The organism is Methanosarcina sp. A14 (genome assembly GCF_001729375.1).
GTDB lineage: Archaea > Halobacteriota > Methanosarcinia > Methanosarcinales > Methanosarcinaceae > Methanosarcina > Methanosarcina barkeri.
This window is the reverse complement of sequence record NZ_LZPK01000237.1, coordinates 1-23,933: the sequence shown is the minus strand read 5'-3', so window position 1 is coordinate 23,933 and position 23,933 is coordinate 1. Positions and strand designations below refer to the sequence as shown.

The following is a 23,933-nucleotide window of genomic DNA, read 5'->3' as shown; positions in this document are numbered from 1 at the left end:
ATGAAGAAACAATGAAGAAAGAAATAAAAGAAATGACTGAGCCCTTATTAGGAATCTCTTTACTATTCTGCTCTACAGCCAATCCGATAAACGGGATTCCAGGACTAGTCCCACCTTGAACCCAAGTTATCCAGACCCAGGAAACTTTCCTTGTTTTTTAACATAAGTACTTGCCATAAATTATTCAATGTGTCCTGCAGCTTAAAAATAACTTTTCCATGATTTAACCCGGATAGAAAGGACAAAAATACTGAAATAACTACAACTCCTATTTTCCAGTATAAATTATCCGATAAAGGATCAGAAAAGAAGCAGAATCGGGGGGGTGAACTATGGACAAAAACAAATATTGGGAAATTACGCGAAGCGATTGGTACGGAACCTCTCAAGTGCTTTTTGTGTTCATAGCAGTAATCATGATATCATCGGTTTTCCTGCTTGCGAGATACTGGTACCTCTGGATCATGATAATAGCCGGGGTCCTTGTCCTGCTTGTAGTATGGCACGCAAAAAATTTTTCCTACCTCTGTCCCAGATGCGGCAAAGTGTTCGAGGTTTCAAAACTTGAAGATTTCATCAGTCCCAATGGTGTGAATAAAAAGTACCTCAGGTGCCCGGGGTGCGGGAAAAGGGCATGGACTGAGGTTCTTAGAATTAAAGAGAAAACTGTCCATAAGAAGTAGCTGTTATCTGAAAGCTGAATATACCGGTGATATGAAAAGAAAAAGGGAGTCCGAAAACCCTGGGAATAGGTTTCCGAAAACGAATCCTGAGGAAAGATGGAAAAGGAAAACAAAGGCAAGAAAAATAATTCAGACCTTCGTACAGGAGAAAACGTTTCCCTCCTTCCAATTCTTGCTGTAAATTTCATAGGCACGCTCGGGTTTAGTATTGTACTCCCGTTTCTGGTGTTTCTGGTTAACCGACTGGGAGGGAACGCTTTCATTTATGGGCTGGCAAGTGCGATGTATCCGGCTTTTCAGCTAGTAGGAGCCCCTATTCTGGGTAGGTGGTCTGATACTTACGGCCGTAAAAAGATACTTTTTATAAGCCAGCTAGGGACTCTTCTCTCATGGATTATCTTCCTTGTAGCTCTTTTTCTTCCGGTAATAAGCCTGTTTAAAATCGATTCAAGAGTTCTGGGAGCTTTTACCGTTACCCTGCCCCTTGCAGTGCTCTTTTTCGCCAGAGCCCTTGACGGGCTGACCGGAGGAAATGTATCGGTAGCCAATGCCTATCTGGCTGATATTACTGCAGAAAGAGATCGGAGCCAAAACTTCGGGAAAATGGCAATTTCCGAAAACCTGGGATTTATAGTTGGCCCTGCCCTTGCCGGAATATTGAGCTTAACAATGTATGGAAATGTAGCCCCTGTGCTTGGAGCAATAGTAATCTCACTTATCGGAACATTCCTGATTATATCTTATCTTCCCGAAAGTAAAGAGTGCGCTCCTGGGGAGCCTGAAGAAGCCGAGAAAGTAAGAAAAATCTTCAGTTATGAAATAAGGGAATGCAAAACTACGTTTGAAACGAAAAAACCTGAATTCAGGGAGATTATGAGACTTCAAAATATCCCCTATATGCTGGGACTGTACTTTCTAATCGACCTCGGTTACAATGTATTCTACACAGCTTTTCCCCTGCACGCAATTTCAACTCTCAACTGGAGTATTGCAAAAATGGGCGTTTACTTTACAGTATTGAGCGGACTTCTGATAATCGTACAGAGTACTGTACTTCCCAGGGTTTCAAGAAAATATTCGGATGCAGCTCTTATAATCTTCGGAAGCCTGATGCTCGGTACGAATTTCCTGCTTCTCATTCCTGGAAATATTTTCCTTACCTACCTTGCAGCAGGGTTTTTTGCACTTGGAGACGGACTTATGTGGCCTTCCTTTCTCTCACTCTTATCAAAAGTTGTAGGAAGAAAGTACCAGGGTACGATACAGGGGATTGCCAGCAGTTTCGGAGGCCTTGCCAGCATCACCGGACTTATCCTTGGCGGCCTTTTATATGAAAAACTTGCTGGAGCCTCTTTCCTGATTGCAGGCCTGGTAATCTACACAGTCTTTTTGCTCAACTTCCGACTCAGGCATTTTGAAGAACAAATAATTTTGAGGAACAGATAATTTTAAGGAACAGATAAAAACTGGATATCAGGATCAGTATAATAGGTAGTATGCCAATTATTTCTTAAAATCACAAATCTCAAGAAGTTATTGGGTAGAAAATTCCAAATCAGAAGATCAATTTTCTTCATAGTACGCAAAACTTGACTTCAAATTTACAGCAAATTTGAGACACTGCCTCTCATTTAATCAAGGGTTATAGGTTTGCAGCTGATATACTTAATTGTAGCTGATATACTTAAGTGTTTTTTTCTGTTACCTTGAACCTTACAGTAAACTCAGTACCTTTTTTCCTATTCAATTTAAGCTCTCCATCTAACTGATTTACTAGAATGTTTATTAACTGCATGCCAAGTGACTCGACACTTTCCAACTTCAGACCTTCAGGAATTCCTTTTCCATTATCTGAAACTACCAGACAGAACTCGGACTTGTTAATTCCATTTATAATTTCTTCATGTCTGCGAAGTTGAATTCCAATTTCTCCTTCTTTCTTTTCAGTAAATGCATGTTTGAGAGAATTGGTAATTAGTTCATTAACAATTATGCCTAAAGGAACCGCAGTATCCACATCAAGAAATGCGTTCTCTTCCATATCCATATTCAAGCGGATATTTATGCTGCTAAGTTTATAAGTCATCAACAGGTTATCAGCCAGCTTTTTAAGATATGCGGAGAAGTTCAGTTTTTCTGTCTGCCCTCCTTTGTAGAGTTCTTCGTGGATTAGAGACATTGAAAGTACACGGTTCTGACTGTCACTGAAAGCCTGTTTGACTTTTTTATCCTCAAACTTTTCGGCCTGTAGGTCCAAAAGAGAAGAGATTACCTGCAAGTTATTTTTGATTCTGTGGTGAATCTCTTTTATGCGGATTTTTTCGAGTTTTACCAGAGCTTCTTCTGTTTTTTTACGTTCAGTTATATCTTGAACTATTCCTCTAACTCTAATAGGCATGTTTTTCTCATCAAAAATTACTTGCCCCTGTGCATAAAGTATGCGTTCTTCTCTATTAGCTGAGAGAACTCTAAAATCAATTTCAAAAGATTTCCCGTAAAAAGCTTCTTTAAAAGCATTATTCACAGATTCTTTATCCTCTGGAAAAACAAGATTAAAAAATGCATCATGAGTCTCATATGAATCATAAGTCTCATCGAATTTTAGAGAGTCAAGTCCAAAAATATTGTATATTTCATCTGACCAGTAGAATTCATCAGTCAACAGATTCCAGTCCCAATTTCCTAGATGAGCTATTTTTTGGGCTTCACTTAATCTCATTTTATTTTCAAGTAATGAATTATAAGCCCCTTCAAGTTCAACTGTACGCTCTTTAATTTTTTCTTCTAAAGTATCATTTGCTTTTTTTAATGCTTCTTCAGCTCTTTTGCGCTCGGTAATGTCAACTGCAATACAGATGACTCCACCGATGGTTCCTGTAGCATCAAGCAATGGCTCAGTGGTCATCTCATGGAATAAGTCTCCACCAGCGGAAATAGGCCTATGGATTACCACTTCATCACATCTGCTAACACCACTAGCCAAAACCTGCTTTTTGATAGAAACAAAAGTTTCAGCATCATCTAATTGATATATATCATAATCATTTTTACCTAGAATATCTTCCAGGTTAAAACCAAGCGAAGGGTTATAAGCCCACGTGTATCTCAGATCACAGTCTTGACTGGAAATTACAATAGAAGATCCCTGTAAAGCGACACGGAAACGCTCTTCGGACTTACGTAACATCTCTTCGATTTGCGCTCGCTCTATAATATCTGCCGCCTGCTGAGCTAGAAGGTCAATTAACTGAAGATCATGATCTTGTAGTTTATGTGGTTTTTTATAATGTGTTGAGAACATGCCGAGTAATCTTCCTGACCGGCTGACAATTGGTGTAGATTGAACCGCTCGTATTCCAGCTTTAAGCTGGATTTCCAGAGCAGGAGTACCGACAAAAATTGGACTTTGTTCAATATCTTCGACAATTACTCTCTCGTTACATCCAAGAGCCGTACCACAAGTTCCATTTCCCTCAGATACACTGTTCCAGAAGTCCAGCCACCATTTGGGAAATCCACGAGAAGCTACAATCTTAAGTTCAGATGATTCGGGATCCAATAATTGGATATTGCCAAAGTCAGCATCAGAAATTGCAATTGCTGCATCGACTATTTCGACAAGAACTGGTTCAAGATTGCTTTCACGAACAAACAGAGTACCAATCTTATGCAACCTGGTCATAGCATTAAGGTCGGCAATTAAACGTTGTTTGCTATTATTCAATGCTTCTTCTGACCTGGCCTGCTCTATCATGTCAGCTGCCTGACGCGCTAGTAGGTCAAGCCTCCAGAGATCATGCTCGTTTGGAGAATAAGGAAAGTTCCATTGAGTCGTAAGGATACCAAGAAGTTTACCCGTTCGGCTTAACATCGGTGTGGACTGAATCGCTCGTACTCCGTCCTCACGCATCACAGTCAAAGAAGGTGTCCCAGCAAATATAGAACTTGTTTCAATATCTTCAATAACAATACGCTCTCCACGTTGCATCACCTTTCCACAAACTGAAGCCACGTTATCAGCAGATGTAAAATAATCCAAAAAAGGCTGTTTGTGACCATAATGCGCAACAATATGTAGCGAATCATCCTCAAGAAGTTGCAGGGTACCCATTTGTGCGTCCACGACAGAGATTGCTGCATTCATTATTTCTTTTAATATTGGCTGGATCCCTTCCGATCCCAAAAGTTTTGTACTCAGCTCATGTATTCGGTTCAGTGCTTCTAGATCGGCTTTTATCAGAAGATGTGCTTGCCTTTTCTCCAGATCTAGTTTATCAACATCATAATCAGATTCTTTATCCTGCTTCACATATGCTCTTAGGCTCTGTATTTCGTCTTTTAAGGCACGGTTTTCATCCACCAGTAGCTTATTCTTATCTAATAACGCCTGGTATGTTATAGGCTCCCAGCCATCAGTATGTTTGGTAGTCATATTTTTATACTGACCTTTTAAGATTAATTCTATCTTGCTGATTAGGTTCTCTTAAATCATTTTTTACTTTAATATTTGATTAACATCCCCAATAGTTATTACAGATAGGATGATAGTTTTTGCTTCTATTGACACTGATTTTTTGAGATATTTCACTTAACAAATTAAAGGAGCTGAAATTTAACGACGGCTTCTAATGCAAAATCGATAGCTTTCAGGCAAGATAATTCCTTAACCAATGACCAATGGACAAGAATTGTATTTCTTCAGAGGTTTTATTCACACAGTCAGCACTTGATGTTTTTTAGATATGTGCTCTTTCGATAATATCGGCTGCACTGAGAGCTAGAAGATCCAACATTTGAAGTGTTTTTTTGTCTGGTTTATGTGGTTTTTTGTATTGTGTTGAGAACATACCAAGTGGTTTTCCCAACTGGCTGACAATTGGTGTAGACTGTACTGCTCGTATTCCAGCTTTAAGCTGGATTTCCAGAGCAGGAGTACCTACGAAAATAGGGCTTTGTTCAACATCCTCGACAATTACCCTCTCTTTGCGTCCAAGAGCCGTACCACAAGTTCCATTTCCCACAGATACACTGTTCCAGAAGTCCAGCCACCATTTGGGAAATCCACGAGAAGCTACAATCTTAAGTTCAGATGATTCAGGGTCCAGTAGTTGGATATTGCCAAAGTCAGCGCCAGAAATTGCAATTGCTGCATCGACTATTTCGACAAGAACTGGTTCAAGATTGCCTTCGCGAACGAATAAAATGCTGATTTTATATAATCTAGTCATTGCATCGAGATCAAACATCAACTGTTTCTCGCGTTCATTATAGGGTGTTTCTACCTGCTTATAATCCAGATCAATTTTACCTGTAGTCTGTTCAAGTCCTTCAGCCTGTGCCAGACATGTTCTTAGACTCTGTATCTCTTCCTTTAACGCATTGTTTTCATCTACCAGTAACTTATTCTTATCCAATAGCGCCTGATACATTGTGGATTCTTGACCAGTAATATATTTAGAATTCATACTTTCCACTCTCCATAAATAATTTGTATAATCTTCGAAATCCTGAGGTTTCGATACAATTTGTATTCAGGCTGTCTTAAAACTCGACTCAGTTACACAATTGAATAATTGATATTGTTTAGTTTAAATTTGAATCGAAAATGTTTTGAAATTCAGATGGATATTCACCTTTAAGTCGAATTTTGCCTCCCAATTGTACAATCAAATTTAGTTTTGAGATAATCTGAGGATCTTGATTTTTTCAATTGTAGCTGTTAGAGATTAAAATAAGAAAAATTTATATTTATTATATTGTATAATAAAGTAAAAATTTTAGTTTAAATTAAAATAAATATAGATATACTAATAGGCTTCATATTTTTGTTGTTAACTCTTAATATTAATCATTAAATTATTAAGGATATAGATAAGTTATATTATTTAATACCTACTTTCGGCAACAAGCATACTACAACATTGTAAAATATATAAATGTGATAATTTATAGATTCAGTTGAAAAAAGATTCAGTATCAAAATCCAGTGATGGACATAAAATAAAAAATCACTCGATTTTGTAATTGGTCCCCACCCTTGAAATACAATTTTGGGATTGAAGTATTTAGATGTCGAATATTGATTTTGATGAAAACCTGATTATTCTTACGGATTCCGATTTTCAATCAAGAAATGCAAAAATCACTAGATTTTGGAACAGAGTCTGAAAAAAAGAAAAGATAAAAATTTTGATGATAATCACAAAACACATACTTCAATGGAAACTCTGGAATACCTGGAACTCTTCCTGATAAATTTGAATTCGTATTCACACCCAACATGATTCGTAGCTAAATATTATTGAAAGTTTTTTCAGTAAAATAACCAGAAGCTTATTGAGAGGAATAAGAGTTGATTCAATAAAGGAATTAAGGTAAATGATTAGTTAACATATAGGCTAGGTAAACGAAAAGCCAGTCATTTTTAAATGGAAATATAAAATTGAGAAAGGGATGAAGTATTACAGCTTATGATGCAAATGTTATTTTAAAGTCACATGGGATTCTGTAACACGGAAAAAACAGCCGGTTGCAGAGTGATTTGATTTGAATATTACAACCACAGAAAAACGAAAATCACGGAAGAAACACGTCTTTACTACTTATTTCCGTGTCTTCCGTACTTTCAGTGGTTTTTCCGTGCTTTTAGTGATTTTCAAAAATTCATTCCTTATATACTTTGGAATCAATGAACTAGTAATAAGTTGTACAAAAGACCAAAATGATACTGGTTAATAAATGAATTGAATAAAATTACATATTTTTCAATAAAAAATATTTAAGTATTAAAATCTCACTATAGTGCATAATTTTAGAAAGATATTAATTTATAAGGCTGAGTCTAAAAATAAAAATTTGAGGTTAATGAAATGATGGGCTTTTCTTATATTTTTATTCTTTTCGCATTCATTGGTTTACTTTCCTTTGTTTTCTGGATATGGATTCTTATTGACTGTGCGAAGAATGAGACAGATATAGGAAACACACGCCTTATATGGGTCATAATTATTTTTTTAACCTATATCGTGGGAGCTTTTTTATACTATTTCATCCGGCGTCCTAAGAGGCTTCTGGAGCTGGGGAAATGAATCAGACAGGAAAAAACCGGTAAATAAAAATGGAGATCTTATATCTAAATAGGTATGAACACATCCAAATTATTAATGGCTATTCTTATGGTTGTAAGTGCCGTGATAATTGCAGGGCTGGTTAACAACCCTGCTGGAAAAGATGGAGTAAGAGACCGAGATAATATCCTGGAGAAGAATTCTCTGGAGGCGTTCGTGAGCGAATCCAGAAGCTATGAAGACCAGTTCGTATTTACTTACAACCCGAGAAATCCAGATTCCATATTTGATTGTTACGTGAACTATGAGTTCAGAGAAAATGGAAAAACCCTCAAAAGCGATAATAAAGAATTTTACGGAAACGTTTCAACTGAAAATCCAATTGTGCTCGAATTTCCAAGAAAAAAAGATTCCACCTACGAACTGGAAACTACGATAAAAGATAAAAGCGGAATCAACCTGTATAAAAACAAGACAGAAATTAGGTCCTCAACTGTAGGGAATGATAGCAACCCGGTTCTAAATTGAATCCTTTCCAGCAGCTTTTTACTGGAGTTTTTGTTCACGACTTCAAATTTATTTTCCCCTTTTTCCCCATAAGCATTGAAATAACTCCGATTGCTGCTGAAGTCAGGGAAGCGAAAATGAGTATGTTTTTAGTATGAAATATTCCCAGCATTAGATCACCCCATCTTTAAAGTTTTAGCGTTTATTGCTACGATCACAGTGCTCAGGCTCATGAAAACGGCACCTATAGCAGGGCTCAATAAGATTCCATATCCATAGAGTATCCCGGCTGCAAGAGGAATGGCAAAAACATTATACCATGTTGCCCAGAGGAGATTCTGATACATTTTGGAATATGTTTTTTTAGAAAGTCCAATGATATCAACCACATCCCTCGGATCGTTTTTCACCAGAACAATATCAGCGGTCTCAATTGCAACATCAGTACCTGCCCCAATAGCTATCCCTACATCAGCTTGAGCCAGGGCAGGCGCGTCATTAACTCCATCTCCAACCATACCTGTAATGTATTCCGCCTGAACTTCCTTGACCTTCTCAGCTTTCTCATGAGGAAGGACTTCTGCGAAATAGTCGTCAAGCTCCAGTTCCTTAGATACCCAGGCTGCCACATAACGATTATCTCCTGTAAGCATGAGACACTTAATTCCCATGCTTTTAAGTTTCAAGATAGCTTCCCTGGACTCTTTCCTGATAATGTCGGCAAGTGCAACAGCTCCAAGTACTTTGCTTTCCTCAAGCAAGAACACAACAGTTTTTCCCTGCGCTTCGATTTCTTCAATCTTTTGATTTTTGAGAGCAATTCCGTTTTCTTCAAGATAGCCAGGACTCACAACAAGAAATTTATTTCCATCAACCAGACCCTGTACACCTTTTCCAGGAATTGAACTGAATTCTTCCACAGCCTGGGTTTGCACTCCTTTTTCCCTTGCACTTTCCAGAATGCCTGTTGCAATGGGGTGTTCCGAACTGGCTTCCAAGGAAGCTGCGAGACTCAAGATTCTTTCATTGCTATCTTTTAAATTCTCCCCTGTTTCATTTTCTTCGCCTGAAAGAGAAACTATATCTGTAACCCCAAACCGACCTTCGGTCAATGTGCCGGTTTTGTCAAAAATAATAGCCTGAAGATTGCGTGCTCTTTCAAATGCCTGCCTGTCCCGGATGAGAAGCCCGGATTTTGCAGCAATGGACGTCGAAACTGCAACTACCAGAGGGATTGCAAGCCCAAGGGCATGCGGACAGGTAATAACCATTACAGTAACGGCCCTTTCCAGCGCAAAGACAAGCTGCTGGCCGAAAATAAGCCAGAGAATAAAAGTAAGAGCTCCCACAGTAAGAGCTATGATTGTTAGATACATAGCAGCCCGGTTTGCGAGGTCCTGGGTTTTTGATTTGCTTTCCTGGGCAGCCCTGACAAGTTCGACAACCTGGCTGAGATAGGTATCCTTTCCGGTTTTTTCTACCCTGACAACAAAAGCCGCTTCTCCATTAATCGAACCGCCAATAACGTCATTTCCCGGCTTTTTCGTGACAGGCTTCGACTCTCCGGTAAGCATGGATTCATTGACACTGCTTGTCTCCTCCACAACAGTGCCGTCTACAGGAACTTTTTCCCCGGGCTTGATTAAAACATTGTCCCCGACTTTTAGCTGGTCAACTGCGATATCAACAACATCGCCATTTTTTTTCAGATGGGCAACCGAAGGCATAATTTTTACCAGCTCTTCGAGAGCTCTTGAAGCTCCCATAACCGAACGCATCTCTAGCCAGTGCCCGATCAGCATTACATCGATAAGAGTCGCGAGTTCCCAGAAAAAGACCTTACCATGAAGCCCGAAAACCACAGCCGAGCTGTAAAAATAGGCCACGCTGATTGCAATGGCTATAAGGGTCATCATGCCAGGTGACTTTTCAGAAAGTTCGTCTTTAATTCCCTTTAGGAACGGATACCCGCCGTAGAGATAAACGACCGAAGAAAGCAAAAAGGTTAGATAATCCGCACCTGGAACACGAAGCTCAAAGTTAAAAAAGTCCTGGATCATAGGCGAGAGCAGCAAAATCGGGAAAGTTAACACGAAAGAAACAATAAATCGCCTTTTGAAATCTTCAAGCATGTGGGCATGATGATTGCCGTGTCCTTTTCCACCCGCAACCTCGTGGCCTTCATGTTCCATTCCCTCATGCTTCATTCCTTCGTGTTTCATGCCTTCATGCTTCGTTCCCTCATCTTTCATGCCATATTGCTTATACTTCATCTCATCATACTGTTTGCGTTTCACTTCGCCAGGATCGTGTTTCAACTCTTCTTGCAGTTCATGTCCCTTGTGTTCATCTTCACCGTGCTGTTCATGTTTCATTTCTTCACGCTGCTCAGGAGTCCCAAGCTTCACTTCTTCAAGTTGTCCATAGTCCAGCGATTTCTCTTCAGGACGCATCTTTTGGGATTCGAGAGAGCTCTGATGTATCATATTTTCGGCAGGCTTGTTCCCGCGTTCTTCGTAAGACTTACGGAAATTTCCTTGCATGTTCTCTCCGGAATTGTGGTCATTATCATGAGATGGAGATGCGTTTACCTGAGTTTTAGAAATCTCGAGACCTATTTCTTTGTCATCAGACTGCATATTTTCCCAATTCCCCTGATTTTAATTTTATTTTTAAGTATATTAGAATTTCTGATATATTTGAAGCTAATGAAGCTAAAAGAACCAAATATCTTGCGAGAAAAAAGAAATTATGTTATAACCAGCTAATTCAAAGGGTTAATTTCAAAGGATAAAAACAGGAAAAAATGAAAAAATACTCAAAAAATTCACAAACAAATACCGGGAAAGGAAACCGAAACCAAGCTACCTTAAGCCTTTTAAAGGGAAAATAAAGAAAAAATATACATGTGAGAAGAGTTTAACTGCTCTGTGCTATCCGAACACTATGACGCACAGTGAGGACCAGAATAAAGAACAAAATAACGCAAAAGATCCCGATAAAAATAACATCCCTAAAAGCTATGTCCAAAGGAATATGGCTGATAGACCCAAAATCTTCAAGCGGCAATGAAGACATATTTTAATCTACGTGCCCAAATATAATAAACTTATCGAATTGGCTGATACAATTATTAAAATAAATATAGGTGTTTAAGGATTTAAAATAAGGATACATAATTGTGAAATCAAAGACGAATGCACACTGCTATATCCTATATCCTGAAATGATTTCGCAGACTCAAAATCAGTTGGAAGTCAAATACATAATACAACAACATGCGACGAAAAAAGTTAAACATTGAGTAAATTCCATTCCATTTTGGTATTGTGGGAAGATTACGTAAAATGAAACAAATTCAAAGTTGAAGTAAAATAATGGGTCACCTGTATAAGAGATATAACTGGAATAAAAAAATCAAAAAAGCGAAATAATTTTGGAATAAAATAGTTTAAATTAAAACAAGATAAATTCTTTAGAAATTAACTGGAATTCTTAGCTCAAAGAACTTCTACAGAACTTAAAAATCATACAAGTATCGGGTTTCCTTAATGACCTTACCATTGCTATCTTTTTCTACAAATCTCATGATTTCTTTGTCGTGTGTAACCATTGTTTTACAATAGGGGCATTCTTCTGTATTTTTGTACATTATAGAGTGCAGAAATGAGTCTTCATCTTCAAATTGAATAATTTGTGAGCAGAACCATTTTTTACATTTTGTACATCTAACTTCACAGCTTTTTGTGCTGGTCATTTTTCTTCATCTCCAAATTTAAGTTAACTATTGTGTGAAATAATACTAATCTTATAAAATCAAAATCTGAAATTAATTATGGTACAGTATTATAAAAATAGACATATATACCTATTTTATTTTAACTCTCCCCTTTTTATTAAATCATATGTTTTCAAACTCTGGAGCTGAAAAGATATTTAGGAATGGGGGCCAACTATTATAAAAGAGATATATCGAACAAAGTACAAACTAGAGCGAAAATTTAAAACTTAGAGAAAAGGTAAACATCGAATAGAATTCTAAGAAAAACTGACCTGAACTTAGAGATTTAATTTTGAGATTGGTATCTATTAAAAAATAAAATGGAGAATTAATATCTCCTGAAGTACTGTTTATTGACAAGCTTCCGGTATAGAAGCTTTCTTTTTCTTTGCGGTACTGATCCCAAGAATAGAATAGAGAGTACAGTGCCTCAGAATTGAGCTGCAAAGCCCCGTAAAAGCCATCGCCGCAACAATCCATTTCCAGGGAAATCTTTTTACAAGACCTGTTGACAGTGCGAGAATTGAAAGCACTCCACACATCGTTCGAAACAGGAGATCAAAGCCTCCTACATTCTCTTCCAGAAACAATTTTTTAATACTCATCGGACAAAACCCCCTTATAAGCCCTCTTACATACTTATAGATCCTTCAATATATAGCATTATTCTGTTTGTACTCTGTTTGTATTATGTTCATAGATGTTTGCAGATGTTTGCGGCATGTTTATATTAAATTTGCAGTATGTTTGCGCTGTGTTTGCATTATGTTTATCTTTCCCAGAAAATCTTTAAGAGAAATTACATAAAATCTCCTAAAAATATTCGATACCCGAAAAATCACAAAATATATAATAAGAGATGGAAGGTTTCTAATTATGCCTGAAATAAAACTTGACAGATCGATCTCATATCTCGAAGGTACACAGCGAGTATATGACGAAGCCACAACCCTGGAAAACACTAAAGATGAGGTAAAAAAGATAGGGGTTACCCGACTTGCAGATATTACAAACCTTGATAGGCTCGGAATCCATATTTTTTCGGCAATCCGCCCCAGTGCCGCAAAGGGAGCGATCAGTATTTACTCAGGCAAGGGCTCGACCGAGCAGCGAGCCCGCATTTCAGCAATAATGGAAAGCTTTGAGCGCTGCCTTGCAGAAAAGCCTGGCCTGAACGCAAATATTAAAGGTGAGATTTCCGCCCCTACACTTGTGGAATCCTATATCAGAGCCTCAGAAAGCTGTACAGTGCTCGACCCGGAAACACTACTTCTACCCCAGCCTTATCTTCCCCAGTCTTTGCTTGAATGGGTTGGAGCATACGATTTGATGAACAAAGAAGAAGTGTTCGTAAGCTCTAACTCGGTTTACCATCCGTACAACTCGCCCGGACAATGCCAGAAACTCTTCCTGAGCAATACCAATGGGCTGGCGTCCGGAAATGTGATTGAGGAAGCTATTCTCCACGGGATGCTCGAGGTTATTGAAAGAGATGCAATCAGCATAGCACAGTTTTCTCGCAATCTCGGAAAAGAAATCGTGCTAACTGAGGAAGACGGATATTTGTACGAACTTGCCAGCAAATTTAAAGATGCAGGAATAGAACTCAAACTCTGGCTGGTTCCGAGCGATACTGGCATTCCGACAGTAATTGCAGTAACTGACGACGTAAAATTGAAGGATCCTGCGCTTCTTGTCATGGGGGCAGGATCCCACCTGAAACCCGAAATTGCAGTTTCACGGGCCATAACTGAAGCTGCCCAGTCACGGTTAGTTCAAATTCAGGGAGCAAGGGAAGATACAGATAGGGAAGGTTTTATCCGAAGCGTAGGATACGACCGCATGAAACGTTTGAACCGGTTCTGGTTTGAAGAAGGAGAAAAGATTTCTCTCTCCGAAGTGCAGGACCTGTCCAGAAAAAGCCCTGTAGAAAATATCGATGTGATCCTCGAAAAACTTAAGGGCCTTACCGAAAGAGTGCTGGTGGTAGACCTCTCAAGAGAAGAAATTAAAGTGCCAGTTGTCCGAGTAATAATTCCAGGCTTTGAACTTTTTACTATTGATCGTGATCGTAAAGGAAAAAGAATCGGCTCCCAGAGGAAGAAAGGATTCTCCAGAAACAAAAATGAAAAGCCGTGGAAGAGATGATGAAAGCAAAAGCGGTAATCTTTACAGGCAACAGCATCAGCCATGAGGACGCAAGAAAAATTCTCGGGGCAAATTACCAGCCTCCTGTACGCAGATTCCAGCTTGAAAAATTCGTCCAGGAAGGGTATAAGATCATAGGAATAATAGATGGAATCTTTTTTGACAGGGCGGCTGTAGGGCACAGGGAGATTCTGTCTGCGCTTGATTCAGGAGTAAAGGTCGTCGGAGGAGCAAGCATGGGAGCTCTCCGAGCTTCGGAACTGGATACTCATGGAATGATAGGAGTAGGAAAGGTTTACGAATGGTACAGGGACGGTGTAATCGAATCCGATGATGAGGTTGCAGTAAGCACAAATCCCGACACATTCGAACCCATTTCCGTGCCTCTTGTCAATATAAGAGAAACGCTGAAAGCCGCACTCACTTCAGGACTTGTGAGTGAAGAAGAACATGACGGTCTCCTGAAACTTGCAATTGACACTTATTACCCTGACCGGAGCTATTTCGGGCTTGTAAAAGAAGGAGTGAAAAAGGGACTGATCCCGGAAGAAAAGAAAAAATCCGTTCTGGATTTTTGTACAGGCGATGAAGTTGACGTAAAAAGGGAAGATGCAGTCCTGGTGCTTGAAACCGTAAAAAAACTGATGGAAAAGGCCTGAGACTTCAAACTTTTCCTTTCAGACATCTCCTTTCAGATTTTCCTTTCAGATTTTCCTTTCAGATTTTCCTTTCAGATTTTCCTTTCAGATTTTCCTTTCAGATTTTCCTTTCAGATTTTCTTTTCGAATCTTTTCTTTCAGACTTCCCTTAATTAGCAGTTTCTGATTTTCAAACTTTTTGCAACGTTTTTCGTTTTTCAGCTTTTCATATTTCAGCTGTTCTTTTTTCCAGCGTATTTCGCTTTTCAGCTTTTCCTTTTTCCAGCGTTTTTTTGATCCAGTATTTTCGTTTTCCTGTGTTTTTGTTTTCAAGTGTTTTCTTTTTTCAGCGCTTTACAACGTAAAGCCTGATTATGTACAGACTTGCAATCAAGACAAAGAAATTGTAAACAGCCCTGAAAATTGGGATATATTGATTTTCAAACCAGATTTCAATTATCTGCTCTATGGAAAAATAAAGTTGGAAAGTAGCTACAAGAAGAAGTAGCATTGAGATAAGGAAGATTCCTTTTTTGAAATTTCCCCTCAAGTCTAACACTTTTTCCGCTTTTGGCTCTGGCCTAATATCTAAGGTTTCACTCACGCAAACCGCCTCCTGAGAATTGCTGCCGAACAGAGCAGGATTGCCGATAAAGATAGGCTGAATCCTGGTGCGGATTCTTTTTCGGCCATAGATTCCTCTTCAGGAATCATTTCACGTTCCACAACATTTTCAAATTCACTTGTCTGGATTTCTCGAGCCTGAGTAGTATTTTTTTCTTTGACCTCTACTATGGGGCTGAGCTGGATATAGCCCTCTCCGCGCTCGACTATTGTGTCATTGTTCCAGATCAGGACTTCGACAATGTAATTGTACTGATCAGGCATTGTCAGGTTGACAGTCTGGATAATTGTGGCTTCAGGTTTGATTTCTCCTGTGCGCGTCCAGATTTTATCCGCAAGTAGTCCGGCATCCATTTCGCGGACCTTAACAAGCATACGAAAATCTTTGCTGGTTTCCCTACCTTCATTTGTCAGATAGATATCACTTTCAACAAGGACTTTTCCACCTTCCACTTTTTTCACCCGGAAATCCATTTCGGGAATCCCAAGCCCAGTTTCCTGTACATCGGCAGGCAAAGCATCCAGGTTATAAACCTTGATTTTGCCATTGCCTTTCTGCACATTATCTTCAAAAAGAACACCCTGGAGATCGTATCCTCCAGCTTTCGGAAGGGTCAGAACCTGACTCACTGATTTCGTCTCTCCTTTCTTTAGCGCCCCGATTTCTATCTTCTTCTGAGTTTCAAGCAGCCCGCTTTGCCGACTATAGGCTTTAAGGAGAAGCGAGGTGTTCTTTGCACTGTCCCCCTGAACTTTTTCGACGTACGTTGTGACATTAAGGTCTATGAAAGCCGCCCCTGTACGGTCTGCTGAGATGTCCATATCCCTAATATTGTAGTAGCTCTCTTCTTCAAAATTCTTGATACAGCCGCTGCCGAAGGTGAAAGCAACAATAGAAATAAAGAATATTAAAAAGAAACTTTTTGAAAATAAGACGTGAGTGGACCTGGTTCCCAATTTATTCAAGATCTGCCCTCCTCTTTAGTAATTATATTTCAATGTATATACTTTTTGCCTTCATGGACACTTTTTCTTATCTTTGGGAATAATTGGATGAAAATTATTAATATGAACACATCAATATTCAAATAAAGGGTAAAATAAAGTGGTCAGAATATAGAACACAAATTTGAAGGATTCTGATTGCGGCCTGTGGATTTGAACATACTGAGAAAATTTCAAGCCTGAAAAAGTATGAAAATCCAGAATGCGAGAATACAAATTCATAGACACAAATAGAGAATACGAGGGGTAATTATGGAAGGAAATATTGAAATTAAATCCAAACCGAGAAGGCAGGTAATAATCGCTACCGATGGCTCAGAAACTGCAAACGAAGCTGCAGATTTTGGAATCGAAATGATTGGGTGTAGTGGGGCAAAAGTATATGCTATTTATGTCATCGATACGACACCTTATCGCTCAGTTCCGCTGGATAAAATCTGGTCAGACAAAGTGCTTGAAGAATTCGAGAAAGAAGGACGTGAAGCAACTTCTTATATAGAGAAGATTGGAAAAGCTGCAGGAGTGGAAGTTGAATCCAGGGTGCTTAAAGGCCATCCGGCTGAGAAGATCGTGACTTTTGCAGAGGATAATAATATCGATATGATCATAATGGGTTCGCTTGGAAAAAGTGGATATGAGCGCGTACTACTTGGAAGCGTATCTGAAAAAGTTATAAGGCATGCAAAAATTCCGGTTCTGGTTGTTCGAGAACGACACAAAAGTGAGAAAAAATTGATACAGGAATAACCAGTTATGAGTAGCTAAATTAGATGATCTAGTTAAATTAGATGATCTAGCTAAATTAGATGATCTAGCTAAATTAGATGATCTAATTTTTTAGAAACAACTTGATTATTGTTAAGACCGCGAAGTCAAAGAATCAGCTTAAATCGAGGTAGACGGGGAAGAAAAAGGGTGTGGGGAGAGATTTTTAAGAAAAGATCCTGATTGCTTACTGATGTTTCGGAGAATGGTGCACAGGCAATAAATACCGGAATAGATACACGGTTAAGTGAGGGGAAAACGATGTCTAACGCCTCCTTCTTGGAAGTGTATCCGAAAAAATCGTCAGGAACGCAAAGGTTCCGGTACTTGCCATACACAGAAAAAGACCGTAAAAAGGACAAAAACCGGAATATTTTAGTGAACCAATCTCAAATTCAAAATTTGTTATTTTAAAGCTTGTCTTTAGAACTTGTCTTTGGAACTTATCTTTGGAACTTATCTTTTGAGTAATGAAGTCTCCGATCACAAAAGCAATTGTAAAAATATAAATCAGTAAACAATAAGATAGATTCCGATATTGACTCAGTAACAACAGATCTAACAAAACAGATCTAACAACAGATCTAACAACAAATAATAGATCCATATCTAAGGGGAGTAAGTACAGAGGAGAGTACGTACGGAGGGGGAGTAGGTATAGAGGAGAGCAGCGAACTTAAATCCAAACCGCAAAAACAAATTCTGATAGCTACTGACGGCTCAAAAGCTTCTGAAAACGTAGCGGATTACGGGATAGAAATTGCGAGGAGCAGTGGGGCAAAGATCTATGCTATATATGTCATCGATGTAACTTTTCTTGACTCAGTTCTGATGGATGAAACGTCTGTAAAAAATGTCTACGCGATGTTTGAGATAATTGGTAGTGAGGCAATAAGTCTCATAGAAGAAAATGCAAAAGCTGCCGGAATAGAAGCTACGCCTATACTGCTTAAAGGAAATCCGGCTGAAAAAATCCTGGATTTTGCTGAGAATCATAAAGTTGACATGATTGTCATAGGGTCTACTGGAAAAAGCGGGACTGAACGTTTCATGCTTGGAAGCGTATCAGAAAAAGTTGTAAGGCATGCAAAGGTTCCAGTACTTGTCGTACGTGCGAGATTTAAACCTGAAAGAATCTTCAGTTGCGGTAAAAGGAATAAAAAAGTCTCAGAAAACATCGTATACGAAGAGACGCAGTGAAAATCCAGAATTTAAAAATCAAGGAAGCTGTGTCAGGCAACATTTTGAAAAAAGTTAACCAAAAAGAAAAGGTTGTTCGTGAATCTGGCTTCAAAACAAACTTTTTAAAACAATATTTTTGAAAAAAAGATTGAACAAAAAGCAATGGCGTGCGTAGATCTGGCTTCAAAAAGAAGAATTGAAGAGTAGAATTATTAGGGTGTAAATTCGAGAATGGGGGGAAACAAATGCTTAGTGAAAAGATGGAAGAAGCACTGAATGAACAGATCAATAAAGAACTGTACTCGTCTTATCTGTACCTTGCGATGTCAGCGTATAGTTCATCAGTTGGGCTTCCGGGCTTTGCCCACTGGTTTAGAGTCCAGGTTGAAGAAGAAAACATTCATGCAATGAAGCTTTTCGATTACGTAAACAACCAGGGTGGGAAGGTTAAACTTAAGGAGATCAAAGAGCCACCTATGGAATTTGGAACTGCTATGGATATGTTCCAGCAAACACTGAAGCATGAACAGTTCATCACCCGCTCAATTCATGAACTGGTAGAGCTTGCCAATGCTGAGAAGGATAAAACCACAGCCTCTTTCCTGCAGTGGTACGTTGAAGAACAGGTCGAAGAGGAAGAAAACGACAATGAAATTATTGCCAAACTGAGAGGCATCGATAAAAATGAATATGTAATTCCCTCAGTTGATCAAGAACTGGCAAAAAGGAGCCCTCCTAGATAAATTATAACAGAGGAGGTATAAATTGTAACAGAGGAAATATAAATTGGGAAGATCTTCTTTTTTTCAGAAGCTTAAAAAGTAATCTCAATTTTGAAGTTGAGAACCAAAATCTACAGCCCTTTTCTTGTAATCAAAAAAAACTTAATTCTATGATAAATTATTATTTCCTCTAAAAATTATTTTTTAAGATAAAGGCAGCTAGCAGGGCACATAGGCAGCTAACATTGCACATAGACAGTTAGCATTGTACATTTTTATTAAGTTCATTTTGCCCTGTAATACTTTTCAACCTCTGAGCTTATTATTTCTATTTTGCCTTCACCAAGCAATTTCTCGAGAACAGAAGAGAGATTCTTAGGATCAATATTCAAACTCTGGCATGTTTGTTTGAAAGTACAGGGTCTTCTGAGAAGAAGGGCGTACACCTCCTCGTCCACATTTGTACGTAACACTTTTACTTTCTTCTTTTTTCCTTTCAAAACTAACTTTACTGTTTCCTCTCCAAATTCAGAAATGAAATGTTTTGCAACTTCCTTTAGCTTTTCCTCTGGAACTGGTCTCACCCATTTTTCAGAAGGAGGACGGCTTACTGTTAAAATTTCAATCTCATCTGGGCATATGTACCTTATTGTTTTTACCAGCTCTTCGATCTCTTCGTCAGTAAAATTTAGGGGTTCGCCAGCTTCGTTCTCAAGGAGCATGACCTCAAGTGCTAGTCTCTTTCCAATTCCAGCTTTTGCGAGTTTCCTCAAACCTTCAATTATTTCTTTCAGGTTAATACCCGGAGCAGGTCTATGAATTTTTCTGCAGGTCTCTTCATTTCCAGAAACAAGGGTTGCAACTACTAAATCTGCCTCTGCCAGATTATTTTGAACGTCCTCTCTTCCCAGAAGAGAAGAATTCGTAATTACGCAGATAGGAATCTCACTTATTTTCCTGATATTCCGTATCATTTCCCCTAAAGAAAGGTTCAGTGTAGGTTCGCATGTGCCGGAAAACGTAATATAATCCAGTCCCTCAACATTGCTAATGACCTTTTGAAGGCTTTTGGAAACCTCTTCCGGAGTCACAGCTTCCCTTACATCCTCAGGACTTCTGATTTTTAGTTCAACATGCCCGAGTTGACAATAGATGCAGTCGTAGTTGCAATTCTTTTTCGAATTGGTATTTTTTATTATATCTATACCCAGAGACCTACCGAGCCTTCTTGAAAGAATCGGGCCGTAAACGATTCTTGACCTCATATTTTAACTCTTCCTTTCATAAAAAATCAGGATCTGAAAAACAGAAAACCTAGAAGGGACTTCCAAGGATATAGATGGAAATCACTCTATGTTACACCAGAAACTTATTTTTAAAACTCATCGATGAGTGAATTAGAAATTCACCAATTGATTGCCTCGTTAACGAACTCATTTCTGAACTTATTTGCCAATTTATTTATCAATTTATTTATCAATTTATTTATCATTTTATTTAATTATTTATTAATTTATTTATTTATTTATTACTAGAAGTAATTGTAGGATAGCTTATAAAGGATAGGGGTATGCTTCGGGCCGCCCGCCAGGTTTCTGGGGAATAATTAAGTATCAATTTACAAGACTTTCTTGATACAGAGTTGCATTACCAACTTCAGTAACCGTGAAACAAAGAAACCTCACTTTACAAAGAAGCAACTGTACAGAGGTTTAAACGAAACCAAAAAGAGGCTAGGGGTTACATTATTCCTAATCCAAACAGGCTGTCCGACAATTATTGGCAGTAATAAAAAAGTGCTAAAAAGAAAGTAAATAAGAACTTTAAATCTAAGAACTTTAAATCAAAAAAGAAGGAATTTGCTTATTAACGAAAGTAATTGTCAGACAGCCTGTAAAGAATGGGGTATTCGTGGCCCTCTGCCTCCCGATGCAATAAAAAGTGGAGCCTCAAATCGGTTGCTGCAAAAAGAAAAAGCGGTGGATCATATGGATAGAGCACGTATAATTGCAGAGACGGCAGCCCGGATTTCCAGAGAACTTGATGCTGCCGCAATTATGGTTTCCGGAGAATTGAGTTTTGAAGGGATCGAAACTGGGGGAATTCCGGTCTACTACATCTCCATGCGCCCTAAAAGCATAATAGACCACCTGATCTCCACTGGAAAGGATGGAAAAAATCCTATGAAGGAACTCGGCGACCAGATAAACCGTGAGGCTGCAGGCAACTCTGACCACCTTCAACAAGCTGCCGCCATAGAATACGTGCTTGGAAGACTGGAAAATGGGATTATTGTAGGCGTAGTCGAAACCCGCGGCTCCAGTTCGATTATTGTACATAACCTCGACGAAAATCCCCTTATAAAAGCCATGAAGGAATGTCAGGAAAGGATAAAGCCGGAAGTGATGAGTGCAATCATGAAAATCTCTTTTGATATTGTCCTGACAGGTAGGGAAGGCAAAAAAATAGGAGCTGCCTTTATAATAGGCGATTCCGAAGAGGTTCTGAAACGCTCTCACCAGCTAATACTGAATCCTTACGCAGGTCACGATGAAACGTATCGGAATATCCTTGACAAGAAAAACTGGGAATCCATAAAGGAATTTTCCCAGCTTGACGGAGTTTTTGTGGTAGACGAAAACGGAATAATCCAGGCTGCAGGCCGCTACCTTGACGTTGATGCAAAAAATGTGGATATTGAGAAAGGACTGGGAGGCAGACACGTTTCAGCAGCCGCAATCAGCAGAGATACGGTTGCGATTGCAGTTACGGTATCCGAGTCAGGCGGAATTATAAGGGTATATAAAGACGCGAAAGAAATAATCTGCATGGACTGCCTGAAACCTGCGGTAAGATACATCTAATCCTGAAAATCAGAACTTTTTTACTCAGGATTAGAAATTTTTAGTTACATCCGAAGTATTGAGAGTTGCTAACTTTTTAAGAGCAAAGGCTTTCAGTAGAACGTGTAAGAAGAAGGGCAGAACATAAACTCATAAATAAAGAAAGTGTATCTATAAATATATGGGAAATAAAAAGAGTATATGCCTAAATAGGTGAGGAAATAAAAAGAGTATATGCCTAAATAGGTGAGGAAATAAAAGAGTATATGCCTAAATAGGTGAGGAAATAAAGAGAGTATATGTCTAAATATACGGGAAAATAAAGAGAGTATATGTTTAAATATTGGGGAAATAAAGAAAGTGGAGTATTTTCATGAGAAGACAACTTTTTTACATTCCTTTTAGCCTTACATTCCTTCTTCTTTTGATTATTATTATGATTTTTGGGCTTAGTTCTCTTTTTTTTGGAATAATTGTTTCCGCCTTTACGAAGATTGGCTTCTCTATAGAGGACGCGCTCCTTATCATGTTACTGTCCCTCCTCGGAAGTGGTATCAATATCCCTCTGGCAACCCTCAGATCCGATGCTCCGGTAGTTAGAGATACATATGTCCGTGTTTTTGGCGTATCTTACCGAGTTCCATTTCGGCGTGTGATAAGAAATGAAACGACAATTGCTGTGAATGTAGGAGGAGCGGTTATTCCGATTCTAATTTCAGCTTACCTTCTTATAAAATTCCCTTCGTCTCTCCTGCTTGCAGGAACCGGCATCTTAATAGTTACAATCATAACTCATTCCGTAGCAAAGCCGATCCGCGGCATAGGTATTGCAACCCCGGCACTGGTTCCGCCCCTTGCAGCTGCCCTTGCTGCAATTTTGCTGACTTCGATAATTCATATCCCGAATTGTCCAATTGACCAGTGCCGCGTTGTCGTTGCTTATACAGGAGGAGTGCTCGGAACCCTTATTGGAGCCGATCTTCTTAACCTGGGAAAAATTAAGAATCTTGGAGCTCCGGTTGCAAGCATAGGAGGAGCAGGAACCTTTGATGGGATCTTTTTAAGCGGATTCATTGCTCTTCTCCTGATCTAACAAAAAATCAGGTAACAGGGATCAGTGAATAGGGATCAATTAACAGGAATCAGTTAATAGAGATCAGTTAATAGAGATCAGTTAATAGAGATCAGTTAATAGAGATCAGTTAATAGGAATCAGTAAATAGGAATCAGTAAATAGGAATCAGTAAATAGGAATCAGTTAACAGGGATCAGAAAATAGTCATAAGGCTAGAAATAATGGTTCTTCGCCATTTTCTATGGATAAGATGATTTTCAATTCGATCCTGCATTGGTTTTTATGAAGACATTACAAGGATATCCACACAAAGCAACAAAGAGCCAAAATAAGGCTAAATATGTAAAAGAAAAAGAACGGAAAAAAGGAAGAAAAAAGGAAGAGAAAAAAATGAGAACTTAAAAAACTACTCTTTTTTAATTACAAATCTAAAGATAGTTCTCTTAATCTCTCCTTTTTATAAAATACTGACAAAGAATTATTCCGAAAACTCCTGCGAGCAACTCGAAACCAGAAGCTTTTGCGGAAGTTACTATTCCGGTTTTTTCCTCAGGAAGACTACTATTATTGTTGACATCTTTTAAATCGTCAGCCTTACTCTCGAGAAGAGAAGCAGAGGATGTAGACGGTGAAGACTCATTCGAGAGAGATTCATTCAAGAGAGACTCAGAATTATTGACACCTGAAGAAGTATTATCCTCTACAGTAACGTCGGTTGCCGGATATATAACATACCCTTCAGGAGAAGTGCTTCCCTTTCCTTCATCCGAGGTCTGGAAATACCAGGAATCGGTAAAGTAGTTCTTTTTATCTTTGTCAAGGGTCAAAGTGATAGAATTTGAATTTTTAAGGACAATTTCGTTTGCAGAAGCTTCTTTTACCTCAAAACCCTG

At 38.7% G+C, this 23,933-nt stretch carries 20 protein-coding genes and 2 pseudogenes; 12 read left to right on the top strand and 10 right to left on the bottom strand.

Going from position 1 to position 23,933, the window contains the following annotated elements; genetic code table 11:
* The first annotated feature begins 332 nt into the window (after positions 1-332).
* Together A9239_RS11585 and A9239_RS11580 are read left to right on the top strand one after the other, a co-directional pair.
* Positions 333-683, top strand: a complete 351-nt coding sequence (locus A9239_RS11585) for a hypothetical protein (RefSeq protein ID WP_048120573.1) — start codon at positions 333-335, stop codon at positions 681-683.
* Between the two features lie 96 nt (positions 684-779).
* The gene (locus A9239_RS11580) at positions 780-2,129 is read left to right on the top strand and encodes an MFS transporter (RefSeq protein ID WP_048120574.1); all 1,350 of its coding nucleotides are present in this window, start codon (positions 780-782) and stop codon (positions 2,127-2,129) included.
* Between the two features lie 238 nt (positions 2,130-2,367).
* Here A9239_RS11580 and A9239_RS19035 read toward each other — a convergent pair whose 3' ends face one another.
* Both A9239_RS19035 and A9239_RS11570 read right to left on the bottom strand, forming a co-directional pair.
* Positions 2,368-5,115, bottom strand: coding sequence for a histidine kinase dimerization/phosphoacceptor domain -containing protein (locus A9239_RS19035; RefSeq protein WP_052712637.1), 2,748 nt, complete (start codon positions 5,113-5,115; stop codon positions 2,368-2,370).
* Positions 5,116-5,419: 304 nt separating this feature from the next.
* Positions 5,420-6,097, bottom strand: a complete 678-nt coding sequence (locus A9239_RS11570; RefSeq protein WP_218104601.1) for a GAF domain-containing protein — start codon at positions 6,095-6,097, stop codon at positions 5,420-5,422.
* Positions 6,098-7,552: 1,455 nt separating this feature from the next.
* On the opposite strand from A9239_RS11570, the gene A9239_RS11565 reads away from it, so the two are divergent.
* Both A9239_RS11565 and A9239_RS11560 read left to right on the top strand, forming a co-directional pair.
* Positions 7,553-7,771: a PLDc N-terminal domain-containing protein gene (locus A9239_RS11565; protein ID WP_048120576.1), complete on the top strand. Its 219-nt coding sequence runs from the start codon at positions 7,553-7,555 to the stop codon at positions 7,769-7,771.
* An 87-nt stretch (positions 7,772-7,858) separates the two neighbouring features.
* Positions 7,859-8,278, top strand: coding sequence for a hypothetical protein (locus A9239_RS11560; RefSeq protein ID WP_141706444.1), 420 nt, complete (start codon positions 7,859-7,861; stop codon positions 8,276-8,278).
* 155 nt (positions 8,279-8,433) lie between these two features.
* On the opposite strand, the gene A9239_RS11555 is transcribed toward A9239_RS11560, so the two are convergent.
* The 3 genes from A9239_RS11555 to A9239_RS11545 all read right to left on the bottom strand — a co-directional run bounded on the left by A9239_RS11555 (position 8,434) and on the right by A9239_RS11545 (position 12,643).
* Positions 8,434-10,896, bottom strand: a complete 2,463-nt coding sequence (locus A9239_RS11555) for a copper-translocating P-type ATPase (protein ID WP_080943653.1) — start codon at positions 10,894-10,896, stop codon at positions 8,434-8,436.
* Positions 10,897-11,777: 881 nt separating this feature from the next.
* Positions 11,778-12,014 (bottom strand): hypothetical protein, encoded by a 237-nt coding sequence (locus A9239_RS11550; protein WP_048154102.1) that lies wholly within the window; start codon positions 12,012-12,014, stop codon positions 11,778-11,780.
* 374 nt (positions 12,015-12,388) lie between these two features.
* A complete protein-coding gene (locus tag A9239_RS11545) occupies positions 12,389-12,643 on the bottom strand; it encodes a DUF2892 domain-containing protein (RefSeq protein WP_048120579.1) in 255 nt (84 codons plus the stop codon).
* 271 nt (positions 12,644-12,914) lie between these two features.
* On the opposite strand from A9239_RS11545, the gene A9239_RS11540 reads away from it, so the two are divergent.
* Positions 12,915-14,186: a YcaO-related McrA-glycine thioamidation protein gene (locus A9239_RS11540; protein WP_048120581.1), complete on the top strand. Its 1,272-nt coding sequence runs from the start codon at positions 12,915-12,917 to the stop codon at positions 14,184-14,186.
* On the top strand, positions 14,186-14,845 hold the full coding sequence (locus A9239_RS11535; RefSeq protein ID WP_369815420.1) for a TfuA-related McrA-glycine thioamidation protein: 660 nt from the start codon (positions 14,186-14,188) through the stop codon (positions 14,843-14,845). The genes A9239_RS11540 and A9239_RS11535 overlap by 1 nt, the downstream gene beginning before the upstream one ends.
* A gap of 84 nt (positions 14,846-14,929) precedes the next feature.
* Here the strand turns inward: A9239_RS11535 and A9239_RS11530 are convergent, their stop codons facing one another.
* Genes A9239_RS11530 through A9239_RS11520 form a run of 3 tightly spaced genes read right to left on the bottom strand, consistent with a single transcriptional unit; the run spans position 14,930 to position 16,414 of the window.
* Entirely contained in the window at positions 14,930-15,157 is a 228-nt protein-coding gene (locus tag A9239_RS11530) for a hypothetical protein (protein ID WP_048154096.1), read from the bottom strand.
* A gap of 13 nt (positions 15,158-15,170) precedes the next feature.
* Positions 15,171-15,428 carry a hypothetical protein gene (locus A9239_RS11525; protein WP_048154093.1) on the bottom strand — a complete coding sequence of 86 codons (258 nt, stop codon included), beginning with the start codon at positions 15,426-15,428 and terminating at the stop codon, positions 15,171-15,173.
* The gene (locus A9239_RS11520) at positions 15,425-16,414 is read right to left on the bottom strand and encodes a hypothetical protein (protein WP_048154090.1); all 990 of its coding nucleotides are present in this window, start codon (positions 16,412-16,414) and stop codon (positions 15,425-15,427) included. The genes A9239_RS11525 and A9239_RS11520 overlap by 4 nt, the downstream gene beginning before the upstream one ends.
* 291 nt (positions 16,415-16,705) lie before the next feature.
* Here A9239_RS11520 and A9239_RS11515 point away from each other — a divergent pair, with 291 nt between their 5' ends.
* From A9239_RS11515 to A9239_RS11505, 4 genes and pseudogenes are all read left to right on the top strand, one after another.
* The gene (locus A9239_RS11515; protein ID WP_048154088.1) at positions 16,706-17,200 is read left to right on the top strand and encodes a universal stress protein; all 495 of its coding nucleotides are present in this window, start codon (positions 16,706-16,708) and stop codon (positions 17,198-17,200) included.
* A gap of 293 nt (positions 17,201-17,493) precedes the next feature.
* A pseudogene (locus A9239_RS20945) lies at positions 17,494-17,571 on the top strand (universal stress protein); the annotation flags it as partial.
* A gap of 241 nt (positions 17,572-17,812) precedes the next feature.
* Positions 17,813-18,418 carry a universal stress protein gene (locus tag A9239_RS11510; protein WP_329957116.1) on the top strand — a complete coding sequence of 202 codons (606 nt, stop codon included), beginning with the start codon at positions 17,813-17,815 and terminating at the stop codon, positions 18,416-18,418.
* Between the two features lie 227 nt (positions 18,419-18,645).
* Positions 18,646-19,143, top strand: coding sequence for a ferritin (locus tag A9239_RS11505; protein WP_048120598.1), 498 nt, complete (start codon positions 18,646-18,648; stop codon positions 19,141-19,143).
* Positions 19,144-19,406: 263 nt separating this feature from the next.
* On the opposite strand, the gene A9239_RS11500 is transcribed toward A9239_RS11505, so the two are convergent.
* Positions 19,407-20,387 carry a radical SAM protein gene (locus tag A9239_RS11500; protein WP_048154086.1) on the bottom strand — a complete coding sequence of 327 codons (981 nt, stop codon included), beginning with the start codon at positions 20,385-20,387 and terminating at the stop codon, positions 19,407-19,409.
* A gap of 723 nt (positions 20,388-21,110) precedes the next feature.
* Here A9239_RS11500 and A9239_RS11495 point away from each other — a divergent pair.
* Entirely contained in the window at positions 21,111-21,986 is an 876-nt protein-coding gene (locus A9239_RS11495) for a diadenylate cyclase (RefSeq protein ID WP_048123530.1), read from the top strand.
* Positions 21,987-22,338: 352 nt separating this feature from the next.
* Positions 22,339-23,058 carry a DUF1614 domain-containing protein gene (locus tag A9239_RS11490; protein WP_048121611.1) on the top strand — a complete coding sequence of 240 codons (720 nt, stop codon included), beginning with the start codon at positions 22,339-22,341 and terminating at the stop codon, positions 23,056-23,058.
* Between the two features lie 425 nt (positions 23,059-23,483).
* On the opposite strand, the pseudogene A9239_RS11485 reads toward A9239_RS11490, so the two are convergent.
* A pseudogene (locus tag A9239_RS11485) lies at positions 23,484-23,933 on the bottom strand (hypothetical protein); the annotation flags it as partial.